Annotated in this window: 18 protein-coding genes; 14 read left to right on the top strand and 4 right to left on the bottom strand. The window is 63.2% G+C overall.

Going from position 1 to position 21,093, the window contains the following annotated elements:
• Positions 1 to 17 precede the first annotated feature (17 nt).
• From AC1DYJ_RS25235 to AC1DYJ_RS25215, 5 genes are all read left to right on the top strand, one after another.
• Positions 18 to 1,928 (top strand): ATP-binding protein, encoded by a 1,911-nt coding sequence (locus AC1DYJ_RS25235; protein ID WP_477285383.1) that lies wholly within the window; start codon positions 18 to 20, stop codon positions 1,926 to 1,928.
• Between the two features lie 101 nt (positions 1,929 to 2,029).
• Positions 2,030 to 2,446, top strand: coding sequence for an endonuclease domain-containing protein (locus AC1DYJ_RS25230; RefSeq protein ID WP_477285385.1), 417 nt, complete (start codon positions 2,030 to 2,032; stop codon positions 2,444 to 2,446).
• Between the two features lie 109 nt (positions 2,447 to 2,555).
• Positions 2,556 to 3,863 carry a DUF6638 family protein gene (locus tag AC1DYJ_RS25225; RefSeq protein WP_477285387.1) on the top strand — a complete coding sequence of 436 codons (1,308 nt, stop codon included), beginning with the start codon at positions 2,556 to 2,558 and terminating at the stop codon, positions 3,861 to 3,863.
• A 103-nt stretch (positions 3,864 to 3,966) separates the two neighbouring features.
• The gene (locus AC1DYJ_RS25220) at positions 3,967 to 5,091 is read left to right on the top strand and encodes a DUF2333 family protein (RefSeq protein WP_477426286.1); all 1,125 of its coding nucleotides are present in this window, start codon (positions 3,967 to 3,969) and stop codon (positions 5,089 to 5,091) included.
• Positions 5,092 to 5,481: 390 nt separating this feature from the next.
• Complete coding sequence (locus tag AC1DYJ_RS25215) at positions 5,482 to 7,161, top strand: formate--tetrahydrofolate ligase (protein WP_477285391.1); 1,680 nt, start codon at positions 5,482 to 5,484, stop codon at positions 7,159 to 7,161.
• A 73-nt stretch (positions 7,162 to 7,234) separates the two neighbouring features.
• On the opposite strand, the gene AC1DYJ_RS25210 is transcribed toward AC1DYJ_RS25215, so the two are convergent.
• Positions 7,235 to 7,873 (bottom strand): cysteine hydrolase family protein, encoded by a 639-nt coding sequence (locus AC1DYJ_RS25210; protein ID WP_477285393.1) that lies wholly within the window; start codon positions 7,871 to 7,873, stop codon positions 7,235 to 7,237.
• A 127-nt stretch (positions 7,874 to 8,000) separates the two neighbouring features.
• On the opposite strand from AC1DYJ_RS25210, the gene AC1DYJ_RS25205 reads away from it, so the two are divergent.
• Positions 8,001 to 8,987: a helix-turn-helix domain-containing protein gene (locus AC1DYJ_RS25205; RefSeq protein ID WP_477285395.1), complete on the top strand. Its 987-nt coding sequence runs from the start codon at positions 8,001 to 8,003 to the stop codon at positions 8,985 to 8,987.
• Positions 8,988 to 9,002: 15 nt separating this feature from the next.
• Here AC1DYJ_RS25205 and AC1DYJ_RS25200 read toward each other — a convergent pair whose 3' ends face one another.
• Positions 9,003 to 9,560 (bottom strand): sugar O-acetyltransferase, encoded by a 558-nt coding sequence (locus AC1DYJ_RS25200; protein ID WP_477285397.1) that lies wholly within the window; start codon positions 9,558 to 9,560, stop codon positions 9,003 to 9,005.
• A gap of 125 nt (positions 9,561 to 9,685) precedes the next feature.
• Between AC1DYJ_RS25200 and AC1DYJ_RS25195 the strand changes: the two genes are divergently transcribed.
• From AC1DYJ_RS25195 to AC1DYJ_RS25180, 4 genes are all read left to right on the top strand, one after another.
• Positions 9,686 to 10,147: a DUF4126 domain-containing protein gene (locus AC1DYJ_RS25195; protein ID WP_477285399.1), complete on the top strand. Its 462-nt coding sequence runs from the start codon at positions 9,686 to 9,688 to the stop codon at positions 10,145 to 10,147.
• On the top strand, positions 10,144 to 11,535 hold the full coding sequence (locus AC1DYJ_RS25190; protein ID WP_477285401.1) for an FAD-containing oxidoreductase: 1,392 nt from the start codon (positions 10,144 to 10,146) through the stop codon (positions 11,533 to 11,535). Before AC1DYJ_RS25195 ends, AC1DYJ_RS25190 begins: the two co-directional genes overlap by 4 nt.
• A 116-nt stretch (positions 11,536 to 11,651) precedes the next feature.
• Positions 11,652 to 12,827 carry an MFS transporter gene (locus AC1DYJ_RS25185; protein WP_477285403.1) on the top strand — a complete coding sequence of 392 codons (1,176 nt, stop codon included), beginning with the start codon at positions 11,652 to 11,654 and terminating at the stop codon, positions 12,825 to 12,827.
• A 90-nt stretch (positions 12,828 to 12,917) separates the two neighbouring features.
• Positions 12,918 to 13,973 (top strand): peptidase M14, encoded by a 1,056-nt coding sequence (locus tag AC1DYJ_RS25180; protein WP_477285405.1) that lies wholly within the window; start codon positions 12,918 to 12,920, stop codon positions 13,971 to 13,973.
• 211 nt (positions 13,974 to 14,184) lie between these two features.
• On the opposite strand, the gene AC1DYJ_RS25175 is transcribed toward AC1DYJ_RS25180, so the two are convergent.
• Positions 14,185 to 14,955, bottom strand: coding sequence for an isocitrate lyase/PEP mutase family protein (locus tag AC1DYJ_RS25175; protein ID WP_477285407.1), 771 nt, complete (start codon positions 14,953 to 14,955; stop codon positions 14,185 to 14,187).
• Between the two features lie 309 nt (positions 14,956 to 15,264).
• On the opposite strand from AC1DYJ_RS25175, the gene AC1DYJ_RS25170 reads away from it, so the two are divergent.
• Positions 15,265 to 17,469, top strand: a complete 2,205-nt coding sequence (locus tag AC1DYJ_RS25170) for an anthranilate synthase (RefSeq protein ID WP_477285409.1) — start codon at positions 15,265 to 15,267, stop codon at positions 17,467 to 17,469.
• A gap of 5 nt (positions 17,470 to 17,474) precedes the next feature.
• Positions 17,475 to 18,422 carry a cation diffusion facilitator family transporter gene (locus AC1DYJ_RS25165; RefSeq protein WP_477285410.1) on the top strand — a complete coding sequence of 316 codons (948 nt, stop codon included), beginning with the start codon at positions 17,475 to 17,477 and terminating at the stop codon, positions 18,420 to 18,422.
• A gap of 154 nt (positions 18,423 to 18,576) precedes the next feature.
• Here AC1DYJ_RS25165 and AC1DYJ_RS25160 read toward each other — a convergent pair whose 3' ends face one another.
• Positions 18,577 to 19,674: a hypothetical protein gene (locus tag AC1DYJ_RS25160; RefSeq protein WP_477285412.1), complete on the bottom strand. Its 1,098-nt coding sequence runs from the start codon at positions 19,672 to 19,674 to the stop codon at positions 18,577 to 18,579.
• 101 nt (positions 19,675 to 19,775) lie between these two features.
• On the opposite strand from AC1DYJ_RS25160, the gene AC1DYJ_RS25155 reads away from it, so the two are divergent.
• Together AC1DYJ_RS25155 and AC1DYJ_RS25150 are read left to right on the top strand one after the other, a co-directional pair.
• Complete coding sequence (locus tag AC1DYJ_RS25155) at positions 19,776 to 20,204, top strand: DsrE family protein (RefSeq protein WP_477285414.1); 429 nt, start codon at positions 19,776 to 19,778, stop codon at positions 20,202 to 20,204.
• A gap of 68 nt (positions 20,205 to 20,272) precedes the next feature.
• Positions 20,273 to 21,058 (top strand): SDR family NAD(P)-dependent oxidoreductase, encoded by a 786-nt coding sequence (locus AC1DYJ_RS25150; RefSeq protein WP_477285416.1) that lies wholly within the window; start codon positions 20,273 to 20,275, stop codon positions 21,056 to 21,058.
• Positions 21,059 to 21,093: the final 35 nt, after the last annotated feature.

Below are 21,093 nucleotides of genomic sequence, written 5' to 3'. Positions count from 1 at the left end.
ACCACGGAGCATCCTTCATGGACACCGGCCTGACCACCATCCCGGAAGCCGCGATCGAAAAGCACCGCGCCACGGCGCAGAGCTTCATCACCCGCGTCGTCGTTCTGGAAGACCCTGCGCGGGAATCCGGCACAGCGCTGGCCGGCACCAACCGCCGCTTCGTCTCCACCGTCTCGGTCGGCTCGGTACGCCGCACGCGCGAGGTCGAGCTGACCAAGACCGTCGCCGCCATCCATCCCGACGACCAGCTGATGAGCATCCCGCAGCATACGCTGTTGTTTCGTGCCCGGCGCGGCCTGGCGATTGCGCTCGCTATCTCCGACGTTTTTGCCGAGGGCTCCGATCTCGAAAGCCTGCAGGCCAAAAACACGCGCGCGCCGCTCGAAGGCGACGAAGCCACAACTTTCAAGAAGCTTCTGTCAGCCTCAGCTTACATTTCGGCCTTCAGCCTTGCCTCCTATCTGTTCCAGCTGATCGACAGCGATGGCGAGGCGCCCAACGATATCCCCGAACCCGACTTCCTGTTCGACACGCCGCAGGATGCGGTGAAGTCGATCGTCGCCGGTCTCGACAAGGCGATTGCCGGCTCCAAGGATGATGGCGACCTGACGACGCGGGCACGTGCTTTCGCCCGCGTCGCCATTGACGGGCTCTTGGCCCGCAAAGGCCGTTTCGACGGCATCGGTCCGTTCGAGAACGCCCATATCCGCATCGACGCCGACGATTTTACCTTGGACGGCTTCGACGTAGCACCCGGCAAACGCTCGAAGCCGCTGGTGATGACCTTCAAGAAGCCGGAAGAGGTGGTCGGCAATCACATCGCCAAATACCAGTCGGTCAAGCTCGCCAAGATGCTGATGGCCTATGATTTCGAGCGCGAGCTGAACCCGTTCGTCGAACTCGGCGGCTTCCTCTTCACCTTCATCGGCGACGGCGCGCCCGGCACCGGCAAGACGACGCTGATCCAGATGATCGCCGGCCTGGTCAACGGCTATTGCCAGGTCGCCGGCTATCCCTTCGCCTATGAGAATTTCGGCGTCGACCAGATCTCGTCCTACCAGGGCAAGTCCGGCCAGAACTGCCGCCAGTTCATCAACAATGTCTTGAACCCGCGCGTCATCGGCTTCGGTACCGTTGACGACATCGACCAGGTGGCCGCGCGCCGCTCCGACGACCGCGCCTCGGCCGGCCAGCAGGAAATCACCGGCGTCCTGATGGACGCCTTTGCCGGCGCCGGCACGGTGGTGCGCGGCAACTGCTCCTTCGGCATGTTTTCCAACTATCCCGAAAACGTCGACGACGCGCTGCGCCAGCGCGCCGGCGCCCGCTGGCTGGTCGACGGGCCACAGACCCGCGACGACTACATCGACATCTTCGTTCTGCTCGCCGGCAAGAACCACAAGATCCCGCTCGGCGACCACAAGCTCTACGCCGCGCAGGAAATCCAGCGTGCTGTGACCGAGGCCTATGAGGAGCACGAGAAGCCGCAGGAAGATGGGCTGATGAAGGTCTATGAGCGCTACATGAAGGAAAATGGCGCGCCGAAATCGATGGCCGATGTCGGCACCTATCTGCACCTGATCAAGGACGCCGAACCACGCTTCACCGGGCGCGCCATCAAGAACGTCACCGACGCCATCAAGATGCGCGCCATGGACATCGAGCTGCCCGACGAGTGGTTCGAGAAGCCGGAAGCCTTCATGCACAAGGGCTATGACGAGAAGAAAGCCATGATCGAGGAACTGCGCGGCCCGTTCTCGATGGACATGGTCATGCAGGAGATCAACCGCTACGCCGACTCAGAATTCCGCTATTCCGACAAGTCAGACGACGCGGCTGTGGAGAAGCTGCTGCGCGACGCGAGGCTTCGTGAGAGGGCGGCGCGGGAAATGGAGGAGATGAAGAAGAAGGGGCTGTGGAATGCGTGAGCTTCCTTCGCAGCCCGCGGATGCTGAAAGGCTTGGCGCCAACGCTGACGCCCCCCTCTCCCCGTCCTTCACGGGGAGAGGGTAAGGGTGAGGGGCAGCGCATGCGTGGACCGGAAATCGCGACGACAAAACGGGCAAGACGTTTGCGTCAATCAGACAATGACGCTGAAGGTGCTCTTTGGATGGAATTGCGAGACCGCAGACTGAACGGCCACAAATTCGTGCGACAGTTTCCGATAGGCAGCTACTTTGCTGATTTTGCCTGCAGAGAGTGCCAATTGGTTGTTGAAGTGGACGGCAGTCAACATGCCGAAAACAAGTACGATCAGGCTCGTGATCAATTCATGGTTTCAAATGATTGGTCTGTGCTCCGCTTTTGGAACGTCGACGTATTAAAAGAACGGGACGCGGTTCTTGAGACCATATTGGCAGCTATCGAACAGCGCCTCGATCGCCACATCGAGACGAATGATCTTCGATTTATCGCTGCCAAAGGTTATCGGGAGACATGTCCTTGACCGTTAGCGCTGCCCCTCACCCTTACCCTCTCCCCGTGAAGAACGGGGAGAGGGGGGCGTCGGCGTTGGCGCTTTTCCTTTCCAGGCAAAGCTCCTCGGAACCTTTCGCATGACCCACCCCGCCAAAAAACCCGACCTTCTCCGCGACAACGAGCTGATCTACGGCCGTCTCCTCACCGTCGACGAGTCGCACCTCATCCAGCGCTACAACAAGGCGCTGGTCGCCTTCGGCCTCAAGCCGACCAAGCTGAAGAGCTTCCAGATCGACCGCACCGGCTTCTCGCCCGAAATCGCCGAGGAATGCGGCGATTTCGATTATCTCGACCCCAATGAGGTCAACCGCCGCTTCATCATCCTGACGCCGTCGCAGATCGAGCTGCCGGTGGTGCACACCGCCTTCTCCAACACCTCGCAGCTGATGTTCGAGTTCATGTCCAAGAACCAGCGCGCCATCGACGCGCTGACCATCAAGGATGTCATCTACGGCGAGATCGAGGATTCCGTCCCGCTGGTCAACGACATCGAGGACCTGCTGTCGATCAGCCAGGTCGAGTTCAGGGTGCTGTCGGCCGAGGACGTGCTGGGCAAGGCCGCCGAACTCGGCAAGTTGGTCGACCGGCTGAAGCAGGAGCCGGACGCCTGGCGCGACAATGCCATGCTGACCCGCATGGTCGAACTGGCCAAGGTCTGCGGCGACATCCGCGAGAACGCGCTGGTGCCGGATCAGGTGATCTTCCGTCACAACGCCTACTGGACCAGCCATTTCGGCGGGCTCTACGTCTTCGTCGACCCTGATATGACCACGGTGATCGGCGACCCGGCCGCACCGGGCTTCCGCCGCTCGCGGCCTTGGCAGGTCAGCTATCTCTCGATCAACGATGCCGACAAGGTGTTCAAGTTCCTGGCCTCGACCGGCCGTATCGAACTGCCTCGGGCCTCATGGGTCGAGAGCTCGGGCTATCTCGAGCATCGCGCCGAGATGGTGGTGCGCTCGCTGATCCGCGACACCGAGCCCAATCGCAATCTGACCGACGTCGACAAGGTCTGGCTGCAGACCTGGATCCACGGCCATGCCGATTTGATCACCAGCGACGGCAATTTCCCCTTCCTCAACGCCGCCAAGCGCGAGATCGCTCAGCTCGGCCATCTCAAGATCGAGGACGTCCCGCCGCGCCAGCGCTTTCTGGTCGTGCGCGGCAAGCCCGACCATCCCGACGCCTGGCTGACCAACCAGCTGATTTCGGATTTCGTGCCGCAGGACTTCGTCTCGCGCTACGTCTTCAACAAGCCCGGCTTCTACAAGGACTATGACGGCTACAGCGACGCCTGGCGATCGCATGTTGTGGACGTTCTGAAAACCACATATTTGAAGGACAAGGTGGCGTTTCGCACACGCCTCTACGGCCTGACTGACTAGAACGAAATGAGCCGTCATTTCGTTCTAATTTATTGTTCTAGCGCATGATGTTATCCAAAAAGTCTGCAACTTTTTTGGCATCATGCTGAGAGGTGACATCGCCATGCTCGATCCGATCGTGAACTTCTTCACCCGGATTTTCCAATGGATCGGCCGCGGCATCGGCCTCGCTATCGGCGTGATCCTGTGGCCGTTCCTGTGGGCCGGGCGCTGGTACACGCAGCGCGGCTGGATCCTGAAAGCGGTGGTCGGCCTGGCTCTGCTGGTGCTGATCGGTCTCTACGCCAACTTCTTCTACGCCACCCAATGGTGGAACAAGTTCGACCCCAACTACGTCGACAAATACACTTTCGAGAACCGCAACATTTCCGCCGGCGAGCAGGTGGCGGCCGGCGCCGGCACCGAGACCGCCAAGACTTGCGGCAATTCGGGCATCGCCCAGATTGCGGCTGACCTGACCGACTTCAACGTGAACCAGAATTCCTGGATCTCGTCGATGATCCTCTACAAGCTCGGCTTTTTCGGCATTGACTGGGATCACACGCCGTTCATGGACAACAAGGCCTCGTTCCAGCGCGGCATCAACCAGGCTGTGCGGCGTACCGCGACAGAACTGGCCGACAATCTTGGCCGCGTGCGCACCACCTCGCAGATCGACGCCGATCTGCAGGATGCGCGCGGCAATCTGCAATTTGACGAAGAGACCTGGTATTTCGGCCTCAACCCGTTCGGCCCCAAGACGCCGACGCCAAGCTATTATCGCGATGCCGTCAACAAGCTGCGCTCCTTCAACGCCCGCCTCGGCACCTGCCAGGCGACGTTCGACGCCCGCGCCGACAATCTGAAGCAGTATATCGACCGCATCTYTTCCGACATCGGCTCGACCTCGGCGATCCTCAAGGAGCGCGCCGAAAACCACAACAATGGCTGGTTCGACTTCCGCGCCGACGACCGCTTCTGGTTCGCCTATGGCCAGCTCTATGCCTATTACGGCCTGATGAAGGGCGCCCAGGCCGATTTTGAGGACGTCATCAAGGAAAAGCATCTCGGCAATCTGTGGGACACGATGGATGCGCAATTCGTCTCGGCGCTACGCATCCAGCCCTTCATCATCGCCAATGGCCGCGAGGATGGCTGGATCATGCCGACCCACCTGACGACGATGGGCTTCTACGTCCTTCGCGTGCGCTCCAACATGGTCGAGATCAGCAACGTTCTGACGCAGTAACGTCTGTTACTCGATGCATGTCGCCCAAAAGTGGTCCCGGTTTTGGGATAACGACATGCACAAAAACAAAAGGCTAAAGCGCGATGCGCTTTAGCGAGGCGATGGCGAATTTGCGCCGTCGCCTCTGTCGCATTCCGTGCATTGGGCGGCTGTTTTGAGACGGCGGAACGACGCGTCCTCTGGCTTCTATACGGCGCGGCAACGGAGCCAGGAAGAACCGACGGCAGGTCGGCCCGGCCGTATAGACACTTTCTTCATAGGAAACATAGTTGCATGCAAGTTGACGCCGCGGCCGCGACAGGGTTAGAACATGCCCGCGCCCGGGTTCAACATGCCTGCGAGTGAGACCAAACCCGTCCCCTCCACCGTCCAATCCGAAGGAAAGCCGTCATGGCCGAAGTGAAGTCCGACATCGAGATCGCGCGCGGCGCCAAGAAAAAGCAGATCCAGGAGATCGGCAAGAAGATCGGCATCCCGACCGAACACCTTTTGCCCTACGGCCACGACAAGGCGAAAATCTCGGCTGAATTCATTAAGTCGGTGAAAGGCAACAAGGACGGCAGGCTGATCCTGGTCACAGCCATCAACCCGACGCCGGCCGGCGAAGGCAAGACGACCACCACCGTCGGCCTCGGCGATGGCTTGAACCGCATCGGCAAGAAGGCGATCGTCTGCATTCGCGAAGCGTCGCTCGGCCCGAATTTTGGTGTCAAGGGCGGTGCCGCCGGCGGCGGCTATGCACAGGTCGTGCCGATGGAGGACATGAACCTCCACTTCACCGGCGACTTCCACGCCATCACCACGGCGCACAATTTGCTGTCAGCGCTGATCGACAACCACATCTACTGGGGCAATGAGCTCGGCATCGACACCCGCCGCGTCGCCTGGCGCCGCGTCATGGACATGAACGACCGGGCGCTGCGCGAAATCATCTGCTCGCTCGGCGGCGTCGCCAACGGCTATCCGCGCGAGGCCGGCTTCGACATCACCGTCGCCTCGGAAGTCATGGCCATCCTGTGCCTTGCCACCGACCTCAAGGACCTGGAAAAGCGCCTCGGCGACATCATCATCGCCTATCGCCGCGACAAGACGCCGGTCTATGCCCGCGACCTCAAGGCCGACGGCGCCATGGCAGTGCTCTTGAAGGACGCCATGCAGCCCAACCTTGTGCAGACGCTGGAGAACAACCCGGCCTTCGTCCATGGCGGCCCGTTCGCCAACATTGCGCATGGCTGTAATTCGGTCGTCGCCACCACCACGGCGCTGAAGCTCGCCGACTATGTCGTCACCGAAGCCGGCTTCGGCGCTGACCTCGGTGCCGAAAAATTCTTCGACATCAAGTGCCGCAAGGCGGGCCTGAAGCCGGCCGCCGCCGTCATCGTCGCCACCGTGCGCGCCATGAAGATGAATGGCGGCGTTAAGAAGGAAGACCTCGGCAAGGAAAACATCGAGGCGGTGAAGAAGGGCTGCGCCAATCTCGGCCGCCACATCGAAAACATCCGCCAGTTCGGCGTGCCGGCGGTGGTCGCCATCAACCACTTCTATTCCGACACCGACGCCGAAATCCAGGCGATGAAGGACTATGTCGCCTCGATGGGCGAAGAGGCGATCCTGTGCAAGCACTGGGCCAAGGGCTCGGCCGGCATCGAGGAGCTCGCCAACAAGGTGGTGCAGCTCGCCGAATCCGGCGCGTCGCAGTTCGCACCACTCTATCCCGATGACATGCCGCTGTTCGAGAAAATCAACACCATCGTCCAGCGCATCTATCGCGGCTCGGAAGCCATCGCCGACAAGTCGGTGCGCGACCAGCTCAGGGCCTGGGAAGATGCCGGCTACGGCAAGTTGCCGGTCTGCATGGCCAAGACCCAGTATTCCTTCTCGACCGACCCGAACCTGCGCGGCGCGCCGACCGGCCACACCGTGCCGGTGCGCGAGGTCAGGCTGTCGGCGGGTGCGGGCTTCGTCGTCGTCATCTGCGGCGAGGTCATGACCATGCCTGGCCTGCCCAAGGCGCCGTCTTCGGAAAAGATCTTCCTCAACGAAGCCGGCCAGATCGAAGGCCTGTTCTAAGATCTTTTAGTCTCGACGTCAGAAAGGCGCCGCAGCGATGCGGCGCCTTTTTTGTTTCGGAACTCTAAGGCGTTTAGGCCGCGTTGCGCGCCAGCGCCCGCTGGTTGGAGGCGTAGATCGTGTCGCGCTTGGGCAGGACGCCGGTCTTCAGCCCATCGATCCATTCGGCGGTGTCGAGCACGGCCGCGAAGCGCGACTGCAGGATGACGGTCACCACGCGGTGGATCTCCTCGGCCGAGGCATAGCCGGCGCTGTTGGCGTAAGGCAGCGAGCCGGTGGCGTCGGACAGGAATTCGACCGCAAAGCCGACATGCGCAGCATGGATGATGGTCGACAGATCGCAATTATGTGTCATGTAGCCGACCACCGTGATTGTATCGATGGCGTTGGCGCGCAGCCATTCCTCGAGATCGGTGCCGGCAAAGGCCGAGGGCAGCGACTTCTCGACATAGTGGTCGCGCGGACGCCTTGCGATCTCGGGATGCAGTTCGCCGCCATGGCTGCCCTTGGCGAAGATCGGCGACGTCTCCGGCGCCATCTGCTTGATGACCACCACCTTAACCCCGGCCGCGGCGGCGGCGTCCATGGCGCGCGCCACATTGACGACGCTGTCGCGGAACGGCGGATGCTGGATGGCGAGGTTGCCGCCATCATAATCGTTCTGGACATCGATGACGATGAGTGCGCGGCGCGGCGTGGTGTTGGCGGACATGGTGGTTTCCTCTCGGGCTTGAATGGGATGGGCCGAAAATAGGCGGATCACCCGCCTGCCAAAAGTGGCCCGATTGACATCATTCGAAAGAATTGGGACAATTCGCTTTCGCTTGCTGGAAACGCCCATGACCGACCCGATCATTGCCGTGCTCGCTTTTGACGGCATCAGCCCGTTCCACCTCTCAGTGCCGTGCGTGGTGTTTGGCACCGACCGCACCAAGCTCGGCCTGCCGCGTTTCGACTTTCGCGTCTGCGCGCTCGACGATGGGCCTATCCACACCGATGCCGGGCTGACGATCGCTGTTCCGCATGGGCTCTCGGCGTTCGACGCCGCCGACATCATCATCATTCCGAGCTGGAAAGATCTCGACGCCCCGCTTCCCACCCCGCTGCTCGAAGCGCTTACGCGCGCAAACCGGCGCGGCGCGCTGATCGTTGGCCTCTGTCTCGGCACCTTCGCCATCGCCGCCACCGGGCTGCTTGCCGGCCGGCGGGCGGCCACGCATTGGTCCTCCACCGACCGGTTGCAGGCGCTGCATCCCGACATCGAAGTCGACGCCGACGTGCTCTATGTCGACGATGGCGACATCGTCACCTCGGCCGGTGTCGCCGCCGGGCTCGACTGCTGCCTGCACATCGTGCGCGCCCGCTATGGCGCGGAGATAGCGTTGCGGCTGGCCAGGCACATCGTGCTGTCGCCGCACCGGCAGGGTGGGCAGGCACAATTCATCGAGCGCCCGCTGGCGAAAACCCCGGCAACCGACCGCTTCACCCAGGCGCTCGACACGGTGCGTGCAACGCTGGGGCAAACGCACAGCCTGGACCGCGTCGCCGAGGCCGCCGGCCTGACCCGGCGCACCTTCACCCGCCGCTTCCAGAAATCGATCGGCACCAGCTTCGGCGAGTGGCTGGCCGGTCAGCGCATCGAACTCGCGCAGCGGCTGCTGGAGGCGACGGAGAAATCGATGGACATGGTGGCCTTCGAAGCCGGCTTCGGCAGCGCCACCTCGCTGCGCCAGCATTTTTCAACGCGGCTCAAGACGTCACCGGCGCAATACCGGCGTGAGTTTTCGCGGCGAGCCTATCCGGACGAGCGCGTCGCTTCACACTGACCGCTCGCGACGGATTCAGCCGCGCTTGACCGCCCGCGCCGGATTGCCGACCACGGTGGTGTTATCAGGCACGTCGCGCGTCACCACCGCACCGGCGCCGACAATGGCGCCATCGCCGATGGTGATGCCGCCAAGGATGATGGCGCTGCCGCCGATCCAGGTGTCATTGCCGATGGTGACCGGCCTGGCGATCTCCAGCCCCGCCTGCCGGCCCGCAGCCTCCTTGTGATGCTCGGCGCAATAGATCTGCACATTGGGTCCAAGCAGCGTTCGCCTGCCGATACGCACCGGCGCGGTGTCGAGAATGGTGCAGCCAGCATTGAGAAAGGCGCCTGCGCCGAGATGGATGTTGAGCCCGTAGGCGCAATGGAAGGGCGCCTCGATGCGGGCGCCCTCGCCTGCGCTGCCAAGCAGGGCAGATAGCGCCGGACCGATGTTGCCGCGTTGCCGGGGCGGCAGTGAATTGTGCTCGAACACCGCATCGCGCGCGATCACCCGCAACGCCTCCAGCTCGTCGTCGATGCAGGTGTACCATTCGCCTGCGATCATCTTTGTGCGTTCGCTTCCGGCCATGTCGGCTTCTCCGGTTGATCTCCTGCCAAAGCACAATCCCGCATTGGGGAAAAGCCCGCTGGCCAAATGCCCGGCCTATGCTAGCTTGCCCGCGCGGACTGTCCGAGGTTCTGAGGGGATCCATCATGCTCTACCTGCTCGCACTTTTGATCGGTGTCATTGCCGGTCTTCGCGCCATGGCAGCGCCGGCCGCGGTCGCCTGGGGCGCTTATCTCGGCTGGCTGCCGGTGGCCGGCACCTGGGCCAGTTTCATGGGCCATTGGGCTGCCGTCGGCATCTTCACCATCCTGGCCATCGTCGAACTCATCACCGACCAGTTGCCATCGACGCCGAGCCGCAAAGTGCCGCAGCAATTCGGCGCCCGCATCCTGCTTGGCGCCTTCAGTGGCGCGGTCATCGGCGCCACCGCCGGTTCCACCATTGGCGGCCTGATCGCCGGCGCCATCGGCGCGGTCATCGGCACCTATGGCGGCGCCGAAGCGCGCGGCCGGCTCGCCGCCGCCTTCGGTAAGGATTTGCCCGCTGCCCTCATCGAGGACGCGGTGGCGATCATCGGCGGCCTGCTGATCGTGGCAGCGGTGGTATGACGGCAAAGACCCCAAGCGCCAAAGCGTATGACGCCATCATCATCGGCGCCGGACAGGCCGGCCCATCGCTCGCCGGCCGGCTGACGTCAGCCGGCATGAACGTGGCGCTGATCGAGCGCAAGCTGGTCGGCGGTACCTGCGTCAACACCGGCTGCATGCCGACCAAGACCATGGTCGCCAGCGCCTATGCCGCGCATCTGGCGCGGCGCGCCGCCGATTATGGCGTGACCCTCTCCGGCCCTGTCGGCGTCGACTACGCAAGGATCAAGGCGCGCAAGGACAAGGTCACGACCGACGCCCGCACCGGCTTGGAAACCTGGATCGCCGGCATGGACAAATGCACGCTCTATCGCGGCCATGCGCGCTTCGAATCCGCCAACACGGTGCGCGTCGGCGACGACCTTCTGACCGCCGAAAAGATTTTCCTCAACACCGGCGGCCGCGCCTCGGTGCCGGACCTGCCCGGCATCAATGATATCGACTATCTCACCAACTCGTCGATGATGGATCTCAACGTTTTGCCGCGCCATCTCATCGTCGTCGGTGGCAGCTACATCTCGCTCGAATTCGCGCAGATGTTCCGACGCTTCGGCTCGGAAGTCACCGTCATCGAGAAGAGCCCCCGCCTGACCGGCCGCGAGGATGAGGACGTGTCCGCGGCTATCCTGTCGATCCTCGAAAACGAAGGCATAGCGGTCCATATCGGCGCCGACGACATCGGCTTCGCCAAACAGGGCAACGACATCGCCGTCACCTTCTCGGCCGGCAAACCGCCGGCGGTCGGCTCGCATGTGCTTCTGGCGCTCGGCCGCACCCCCAACACCGACGATCTCGGACTCGACAAGGCCGGGGTAGCGGTCGATCTGCGCGGCTTCGTCACCGTCGACGATCAGCTGCGCACCAGCGTGCCCGGCATCTGGGCGATGGGCGACTGCAACGGCAAGGGCGCCTTCACCCACACCTCCTACAACGACTATGAGATCGTCGCCGCCAATCTGCTCGACAACGATCCGCGCAAGGTCAGCGACCGCATCGAGGCCTATGCGCTCTACATCGATCCGCCGCTCGGCCGCTGCGGCATGACCGAGGCCGCGGTGAAGAAATCCGGGCGCAAGGCGCTGGTCGGCCAGCGGCCGATGACCCGCGTCGGCCGCGCCGTCGAAAAGGGCGAGACGCAAGGTTTCATGAAAATCCTGGTCGATGCCGACACCAGGGAGATCCTCGGCTGCTCCGTGCTCGGCCCTGGCGGCGACGAGGCCGTGCACTGCGTGCTCGACCTGATGTACGCCAAGGCGCCCGTCGACACGCTGGCGCGCGCCGTGCACATCCATCCCAACGTCTCCGAGCTGTTGCCAACCATCGCCCAGGAGCTGAAGCCGCTCGCCTGAGATAGCCCCGCGTCAAGCTCTCGACTTTCTGCATTGGTGCATTGCAGCAATGTGCATTGCGCATGGCCAGGCTTCTCGTTCAGTCTGAAATTGAACCGATTCAGTCTGGACTTCCCATGCCTATGCCGATCCTTGCGCTTGCCATTGCATCCTTCTGCATCGGCACCACCGAATTCGTCATCATGGGCCTGCTGCCGGAGGTCGCCGCCGATCTCGGCGTGTCGATCCCCTCGGCCGGACTGCTGGTCACCGGCTATGCGCTGGGCGTCGTCTTCGGTGCGCCGATCGTCGCTATGGCCACCGCGCATCTGCCGCGCAAGCCGGTGCTGGTCGCGCTGACGGCGATGTTCGTCGTCGGCAACCTGCTCTGCGCCATCGCACCCAACTACTGGCTGTTGATGGCCGCGCGCGTCTTCACCGCGTTCGGCCACGGCGCCTTCTTCGGCATAGGTTCGGTCGTGGCGGCCAGCCTGGTGCCGCGCAACAAGCGCGCCAGCGCCATGGCGATGATGTTCGCAGGCCTGACGCTCTCCAACATTCTGGGCGTTCCCGCCGGCACCGCGCTTGGCGAAGCGTTTGGCTGGCGTTCCACCTTCTTTGCCGTCGTCGGCATCGGCCTGATTTCAGTCGCGGCCATCGCCTGGCTGGTGCCTTCCAACGTCGCCGAACCAAGCGGCGGCGGCCTGCGCGGCGAGTTGCGCGTGCTGGGCAGACTGCAGGTGTGGCTGGCCATGCTGATCGCGTCGTTGGCCTCGGCCAGCCTGTTTGCGGTCTTCACCTACATCAAGCCCTACCTCACCGACGTCTCCGGCCTGTCCACTTCGGCGGTCACCTGGGTGCTCTTGCTGTTCGGCGCCGGCATGACCATCGGCAACATCATCGGCGGCCGGCTGGCCGACTGGAAGCTGATGCCGACCGTGATCGGTACGCTGCTTCTGATGGCGGTGCTGTTTGTCGGTTTCATGCAGTTCGGCGCCATTGCCAGCGTCGCCATCGGCGTCGTCTTCCTGTGGGGCCTGCTGATCTTCGTCGTCGTGCCGCCGCTGCAGATCCGCGTCGTCGAGGCGGCGTCCGAAGGGCCGAACCTTGCCGCCACGCTCAACCAGGGCGCCTTCAATGTCGGCAATGCCAGCGGCGCCTGGATCGGCGGCGTGGCTTTGTCCGCAGGCGTATCCTATGCCCACCTGCCGCTGGTTGGCGCGGTGCTCGCTTTGCTGGCGGTCAGCGTCGCCGTGGTCTCGCAGGCGCTCGAACGGTCGGCGCCTGTTGCCGTTCAGGCCCCAGCCGAATAGTCCCATTGCGCCCATGGCGGCGTGAACTGGACCAATCGACAGCCCTCCGACAAACGTGCATGTGTTCTGCCTCTTTTCCAGGAGGCATCCATGCAGAAATCGATTGAACGCATCGCCGGCGATACCGAAGGCGTTTCCTACGAATTTCCGGTGTTCCGCTTTGCCGGCGCCGACAAGGCCGCACCCTCGGCCTATCTGCAGGCGGCACTCCATGCCGGCGAGTTGCCGGGCGTCGTCGCCATCGACGCGCTGATGCCGGCGCTGAACAAGGCCGAAGCCGAAGGCCGCATCAAGGGCAACATCACGATCGTCCCCTGGGCCAACCCGATCGGCCGCGCGCAATATCATTTCGGCGAGCATCAGGGCCGCTTTCATCTCGGCACCCGCACCAATTTCAACCGCGGCTTCCCACTGCTTGCTGCGCCTGACACCAAGCTGTTGCCCGACACCACGCAGGGCACGCCAGATCAGCGGTTGAAGACCCGGCTGGTGCAGCTGTCGCTCGGCCACGACATCGTGCTCGACCTGCATTGCGACGATGAGGGGCTCGCCTGTCTCTACGTCCACACCAGCCTGTGGCCGGCCATGGCCGATTGCGCCGCGGCCATGGGCATCGACGCGGTGATGCTGTGGAGCGAGGACACGGACGGCACCTTCGAGGGCGCTATGGTCATGCCCTATCAGAACGTCCCCGCCGACGTGGCGAAGCTCGACCGCCGCGTCGCCACCACGGTCGAATATCGCGGCATGCTCGATGTCGACGGCACGCTCGCCGCTTCCGATGCCGAAGGCCTCTACCGGCTGCTGGTGGCGCGCGGCGTAATCACCGATTCCGCCCTTCCCGCGCCCGGCCCGTTCAAGGGCTTCGCCGCCCCCCTGGAAAACATCGAGATGATGCCGGCGCCCCGGGCCGGCGCCATCCTCTATGACGTGAAGCCCGGCGACCGTGTCGCCAAGGGCGCACGCCTCGCCACCATCGTCCACACACCAGGCGAGGCCGGCGGCCGTACGGAAGTATTTGCCCCGCAGGACGGCGTCATCCTGACCCGCCGCGCGCGCCGCATCATCCGCACCGGCGAGGATCTCTTGAAACTCGTCGGCGACAAGAAGAGCGCCGATGCGAGGTCAGGGACGCTGGAGGATTGAGGAAACTTCGTCATTCTAGGGCGGAGCAAGGAGCGAAGCGACGCGGCGCAGACCCTAGAATCCATGCCGTGACGCTGATGCGTTGCAATGGTGCGGCATTCTGCTCCGCTGCATTCCACGGCGAAGGTCACGGCATGGATCCCAGGGTCTCCGCGACGGAGCTTCGCTCCTGCTTCGCCCAGGGATGACGAAAAGTCGGAGGCGCCTCGTCCTAACCAGAAATAGCCAGCCGCGCTTTGGCCTCCAGCCATTCGGCCATCTGCCGGTATGGGACCGGTCCGTGACTCACACGCGCAACACCAAGCTCCGCCAGCCGCTGGCGCGGTGGCACGTGCGCCAGCGCGATGATGTTGACCGGCAACGCTGTCGCTTTGCAGAGCGCCTCAATCAGCCCCTCATCGCCGAGGCCCGGCGCGAAGAAACCACTCGCGCCCGCCTTTTCATAGGCCTTGGCCCGCTCGATCGCCTGGTCGAGGTGACCCTTGTTGTGCTCATCCGGCTTGGCCTTGAGGAAAATGTCGGTGCGCGCGTTGATGTAGGCGGGAATGCCGGAAGCCTTCACCGCCGCCGCTGCCGCCTCGACCCGCTTCACCTGGGTGGCGATGTCATAGAGGCCGGCACCGCCGACAATCTGGTCCTCGAAATTGAAGCCGATGGCGCCAGCCTGCAAGGCACGCGACACTGTCTGAGCAACGACCTCCGGCTCGGCGCCGTAACCGCCCTCGAGGTCCATGGTCACCGGCAGGTCGACCGCCGCCACGATGCGCCTGATGTTGTCGAGTGCCAATTCCAGAGGGATTTTCTCGCCATCGGCATAGCCGAAGGCGGCCGCGACCGGCCAGCTTCCTGTGGCAATCGCCTTGGCGCCCGCCTTCTCGACGATCTTGGCCGAGCCGGGATCCCAGGCATTGTAGAGGACGATCGGGTTTCCCTTGACGTGGAGGGAATGGAACGTGCGTGCGCGCTCGATCTGGTCGGCCATCGGTGTCTTTCCCGTCTTCTCGATGTTGGACGGACAGTCTAGGCAGGACCGCCGGCCCTGGCGATGTGCCATGGGCCTCGGAAGCGACAGCCACAAACAGGCCTTTCAAACCTGTTGCGCATCCTACTTTTCGCCGCTATGGATTTCGCCCATGAATATGCGTTCGATCAAGACCATTTGGTGGTGGGCTCGCTGACAGCGGCCTGTTCGAACGCGTGCGCGTGAAAATAGAAGGTGGCCGCAACGGAATGTCCGGGCGGCCATTTGTTTTTTCAAAGCCAGTCCCGGGTCCGTTGCCCAACAAGCCAGATGGAGACGGCAATGACGACGATCAAGGTTCTGGAAAACGGCGCGGAACGCTTCGTGACCGCGGGTGGCGTCACCATCACCCGTGATCGTCACGACAAGCCCTATGCCGGTGCGATCGACGCCTATGTCGACGGGCTGAATTCGCGCCGGGGTGCGGTGTTTTCCTCCAATTACGAGTATCCCGGCCGCTACACGCGCTGGGACACCGCCATCATCGATCCGCCGCTGGTGATTTCGGCGCGCGGCCGCGCCATGCGCATCGAGGCGCTGAACAGCCGTGGCGAGGTGCTGCTGCCGGTGATCGGCAAGGCGCTCGCCGGCTTGAGCGAAGTCACTGTCACCGAAACCTCGAAGAAGCTCATCCGCCTCGATGTCGCCAAGCCTGGCCGGGTCTTCACCGAGGAAGAGCGCAGCCGCGTTCCCTCCGTCTTCACCGTGCTGCGCGCCATCACCGCTTTGTTCAAGACCGAGGAAGACGCCAATCTCGGCCTTTACGGCGCCTTCGGCTACGATCTCGCCTTCCAGTTCGATCCGGTCGACTACAAGCTCGAGCGCAGAGAGAGCCAGCGCGATCTCGTGCTGTTCCTGCCCGACGAAATCCTGGTCGTCGACCATTATTCGACCAAGGCCTGGACCGATCGCTACGACTATTCCGGCGAGGGTTTTTCGACCGAGGGATTGCCACGCGACGAAATCGCCGAACCGTTCAAGACCGCTGACCGTATCCCACCGCGCGGCGACCATGAGCCTGGCGAATATGCCAATCTGGTGCGCAAGGCGATGGACAGTTTCAAGCGCGGCGACCTGTTTGAGGTCGTGCCCGGGCAGATGTTCTACGAGCGCTGCGAGACGCAGCCTTCCGAGATTTCGCGCAAGCTGAAGTCGATCAACCCCTCGCCCTATTCGTTCTTCATCAATCTCGGCGAAAACGAATATCTGATCGGCGCCTCGCCCGAAATGTTCGTGCGCGTCAATGGCCGCCGGGTCGAGACCTGCCCGATCTCCGGCACGATCAAGCGCGGCGACGACGCCATTTCCGACAGTGAGCAGATCCTGAAGCTGCTCAACTCCAAGAAGGACGAATCCGAGCTGACCATGTGCTCGGACGTCGACCGCAACGACAAGTCCAGGGTCTGCGATCCCGGTTCGGTGCGCGTCATCGGCCGCCGCCAGATCGAGATGTATTCGCGCCTGATCCATACGGTGGATCACATCGAAGGGCGGCTGCGCGAAGGCATGGACGCCTTCGACGCCTTCCTGTCGCACGCCTGGGCGGTCACCGTCACCGGCGCGCCGAAATTGTGGGCCATGCGCTTCATCGAGCAGAACGAGAAGAGCCCGCGCGCCTGGTATGGCGGCGCCATCGGCATGGTCAATTTCAACGGCGACATGAACACCGGCCTGACCTTGCGCACCATCCGCATCAAGGACGGCATCGCCGAGGTGCGCGCCGGCGCCACGCTGCTCTTCGACAGCATCCCCGAGGAAGAAGAAGCCGAAACCGAATTGAAGGCATCCGCCATGCTCTCCGCCATCCGCGACGCCAAACTAGGCAATGCCGCCGGCACCGAACGCACCACCGCGCGCGTCGGCGACGGCGTCAACATCCTGCTGGTCGACCACGAGGACTCCTTCGTCCACACGCTGGCCAATTACTTCCGCCAGACCGGCGCGAATGTCTCGACCGTGCGCACGCCGGTGCCGGAGGAAGTCTTCGAACGGCTGAAGCCCGACCTCGTCGTGCTGTCGCCCGGACCCGGCACGCCGAAGGATTTCGACTGCGCCGCAACGATCAAGAAGGCCAGAGCTCGCGACCTGCCGATCTTCGGCGTCTGCCTTGGCCTGCAGGCGCTGGCAGAAGCCTATGGCGGGGAACTCAGGCAGTTGCATGTGCCGATGCACGGCAAGCCATCGCGCATCCGCGTTTCCAAGCCCGGCATCATCTTCTCCGGCCTGCCCAAGGAAGTGACCGTCGGCCGCTACCACTCGATCTTTGCCGATCCGGTGCGGCTGCCTGACGGCTTCGTTGTCACCGCCGAGACGGAAGACGGTGTCATCATGGCCTTCGAGCACCGCAAGGAGCCGATCGCCGCCGTGCAGTTCCATCCGGAATCGATCATGACGCTCGGCCACAATGCCGGCATGCGCATCATCGAAAACATCGTTGCGCATCTGCCGCGCAAGGCCAAGGAAAAGGCGGCCTGACCAGTATGGCCGCAACGGACAGCGTAACGGCGATCGCGGCGAAGGAGGCGGCCAAGCACAGGGTCGCCGCCCTCGCCTTCTGGTCGATCATCGTCGCCTGCGTCGTGCTCGCCCTGAAACTTGCCGCCTGGTACATCACCGGCTCGGTCGCGCTCTATTCGGATGCGCTGGAATCGATCGTCAACGTCATTGCCTCGGCCGCCGCCTATTGGGCGATCCAGGTCAGCTACAAGCCGGCCGACCAGGACCATCCGTTCGGCCACCACAAGGCCGAATATTTCTCGGCCGTGCTGGAAGGCGTGCTGATCGTGGTCGCGGCACTGCTGATCCTTAACGAGGTCTGGCGCTCCTGGCAGACGCCGACGCCGATCGAACAGCCCTGGGAAGGCCTGGGGATCAACGGCGTCGCCACCGTCATCAACGCCTTCTGGGCGTGGACGCTGATCCGCACAGGCCGCGCTGCGAAATCACCGGCGCTGGTTGCCGACGGCAAGCACATCATGACCGACGTGGTGACTTCCGTCGGCGTCTTCGGCGGTCTCGTCGGCGCAATCCTGACCGGCTGGCAGATCCTCGATCCGGCGCTTGCCGTCATCGTTGCGCTCAACATCCTGTGGCAGGGCTGGCACGTCATCGGCTCGTCGATGAACGGCTTGATGGACCGCGCCGTCGACACCACGGAGCACATGCATATCCGCGACACCATCTCGGCCAATTGCAAGGGCGCGCTGGAGGTTCACGACCTCAAGACCCGCATCGCCGGCCGCGCCACCTTCATCGAGTTCCACCTGGTCGTCGACGCCGACATGACCGTCGGCGCCAGCCACGTCATCTGCGACCGCATCGAAGATGCGCTGAAAGCCGAAATCCCCTCCGTGCGCGTCACCATCCACGTCGAGCCCGACGACGAGGCGAAGCTGCCGAAAGGCACGACGGCGGTGCCTTTCGCGTAGGCCAGCGCTAGGTGCGAAGGTCTGTCGAGATTCAGGTCAGGCCGAGTCGAGAATGGTGGCTTCCGAGAACCGGAGCGGAGCGTACTTGAAGTGAGCACCGGAAGCGCAGGAAGCCGCCGTTCGCAGGCCGGCCTCACCTGAATGTCGACAGGCCTTATGGGGCGCAAGCCGACTGCGGCATCGCTTCCAGCCGATAAACCTTGTCGTCCGACTGCGTCTTGCCCTCCGCCGCCTTCGAGCACATGTCGACAATCGCCAGGCTGCTGTTGGGATTCGCCAGCATCATGGTGCCGTTGGCGCCGCGCTTGAGGTAAATTTCCTTTTGGCTGATGTCGCAGGAAAAATTGCTCATCTTCGAACTGGCCGCGCAGCGCCATTGGTCGGCCTCGCCCTGGCACGAATAAGTCTGCGTGACCTTGGCTCCGTTCTTCCTGGTGGTCACCGAAACGGCGATGTCGGCGCCGTCGGGCCAGTTGGCGACATCGCCGCCTGAGGCGAAGGACGCCAGTTCGACCGGTCCGCGGAAGACGCGGATCGACTGCGTCACCTGGTCGGGATGAGAGGAGAGATGCGCGGCATCGTAGTCGCGTCCGAAGCAGAAAGGCTGGTCCGGCTTCAGCCGCTCGCGCAAAGGCGTGCCCAGCGCTGGATCGATCGGATCGATCTTGGCGAATTCGGCCTTGCAGGTCGCGACCGGCATCGGATCGAGGCGGAAATTGTCGTCTTCTGAGCCCAGCGCCTGCCGGTCATATTCGGCCTCGCCCAGTTCGTCTTCCGATCCGGCGTCGAGATAGAGATCGGACGAGACATCGGTGAGGATCAGGCGGCCTTTGTCATCGAGTTTCAGCGAGGCCATGGTGCGGTCGCAGTCCATGCCGCAGCGGATCGGACCTGATTTGCCGTCCTCGGACTCATGGTTGCACCAGCCGCCGGCCCATTGCGGCGTCTTGGCGCCGCGCACGGTGGTGGAGAGAAAGCCATTGTAGGAGGTATCGGCGTTAGCCATCGGCTCCTCGTTCGGACGGCTCACCGGATCATGGCCATAGAGGAAGAATATCCGCGCCACCTTCTGCTTCGGATGCGCCTTGAGGTGGGCTGCGTCATAGACCCGGCCGAAACAGGCATCGGCGCCATTCGGGCTGAGTTCGGTGAGTCCTGGCCTCTCGTCGGCAAGAGCGGTTCCGGCAAGCGCGCTGAACAACACCACGCCAAATCCCGCACCGGCAATCGCCTTCCACTTCCTGAATGCCATTGGACCCCCTCCCTCGCATCGACAGGACGTAACGTCAGTTTATGCTAGGATCATGGCCGCAGCCACGCAACTGCGGTGAGCGCCAGGACGGGGAGGATGCCATGCGCCGACGCGACATGTTCCGGGCCAGCCTTGCCGGTGCCGCCGGCCTGTTCGGGCTGAGCCGAGCGGCCGCCGCCGAAGACAAGCCGAAGGTTGCCTATCACCTCAGCGATGTCGACAAGGTCAATTTCGTGCTCGGCAACATCAAGAACCACTATGAAGGCACCGGCGGCAATGTCGACATCGTGCTGGTCGTGCATGGTCCCGCCCTTGCCGCCTTCAAATCGAAAGGCATATCGGCGGCGATTTCGGGACGCTTCGCCGGCCTGGTGCAGCAAGGTCTTGAACCGCAGGCGTGCGGCAACACCATGAAAGGCATGGAGATCACGCTTGCCGACCTGCTCGAGGGCTTCCACGCCGCCGACAAGGGCGGCGTCGTCAAGCTCGCCGAACTGCAGCGCCAGGGTTACGCTTATCTCAGGCCATAAGCCGCCATGGACTTGAACGTGACGGCAACGAGAGCCTACGAAGGGAGATTAGACATCCCGGAGGAAAAATGCCCATGACCGCGACCGCTCTTGTCATTCCAGATCTTGCCGGCAAGGCGGTGCTGGTCACCGGTGCTTCGACCGGCATTGGTGCCGCCCTTGCACTGGCCTATGCCCAGCAGAAATGCCGGGTCGCACTGCACTACAATTCAAGCCGCGACGCCGCCGAGAAGCTGGCCAAAACCATCCGCGATGGCGGCGGCGAGGTGTTCCTGACCCAGGGCGATTTCTCTCAGGCCGCCGATGTCGAGCGTGTCGTTGAGGAAAGTGCTGAGCATTACGGCCGGCTCGACGGGCTGGTCAACAATGCCGGCGGCATGCTTGGACGCGTGCCCTATGCCGAGCAGACCGAGGCGCATTATGACGCGGTGATGGACCTCAACGCCCGCTCGGTGCTGACGGCGTCACGCAAGGCGATGCCTTGGCTGAAGAAGCAGGGCGGCTTCATCGTCAACACCTCGTCGATCGCCGCGCGCAATGGCGCCGGCGGCGGCGCCGGGCTCTACGGCTCGGCCAAGGCCTTTGTCTCCAACGTCACCCGCGGCATGGCCAAGGAATTGATCGGCTTTGGCATCCGCGTCAATGCGGTGGCGCCCGGTACGATCCTGACGCCATTCCACGAGCGCTATTCCACCGATGAACAAATCAAGGGCATGGTCGCCACCATTCCACAGGGGCGTGCCGGTACGGCTGAAGACTGCGTTGGCGCCTATCTGTTCCTCTCCTCCGACCTTCTGAGTGGCTACATCACCGGCCAGGTGATCGAGGTGAACGGTGGCCAGTTGATGCCTTGAGCGAGCAATTGCATACTGCGTCTTGCAACCATGCA

Source organism: Mesorhizobium sp. P2_B11 (assembly GCF_056404855.1).
This window is presented reverse-complemented; position numbering and strand designations above follow the sequence as displayed.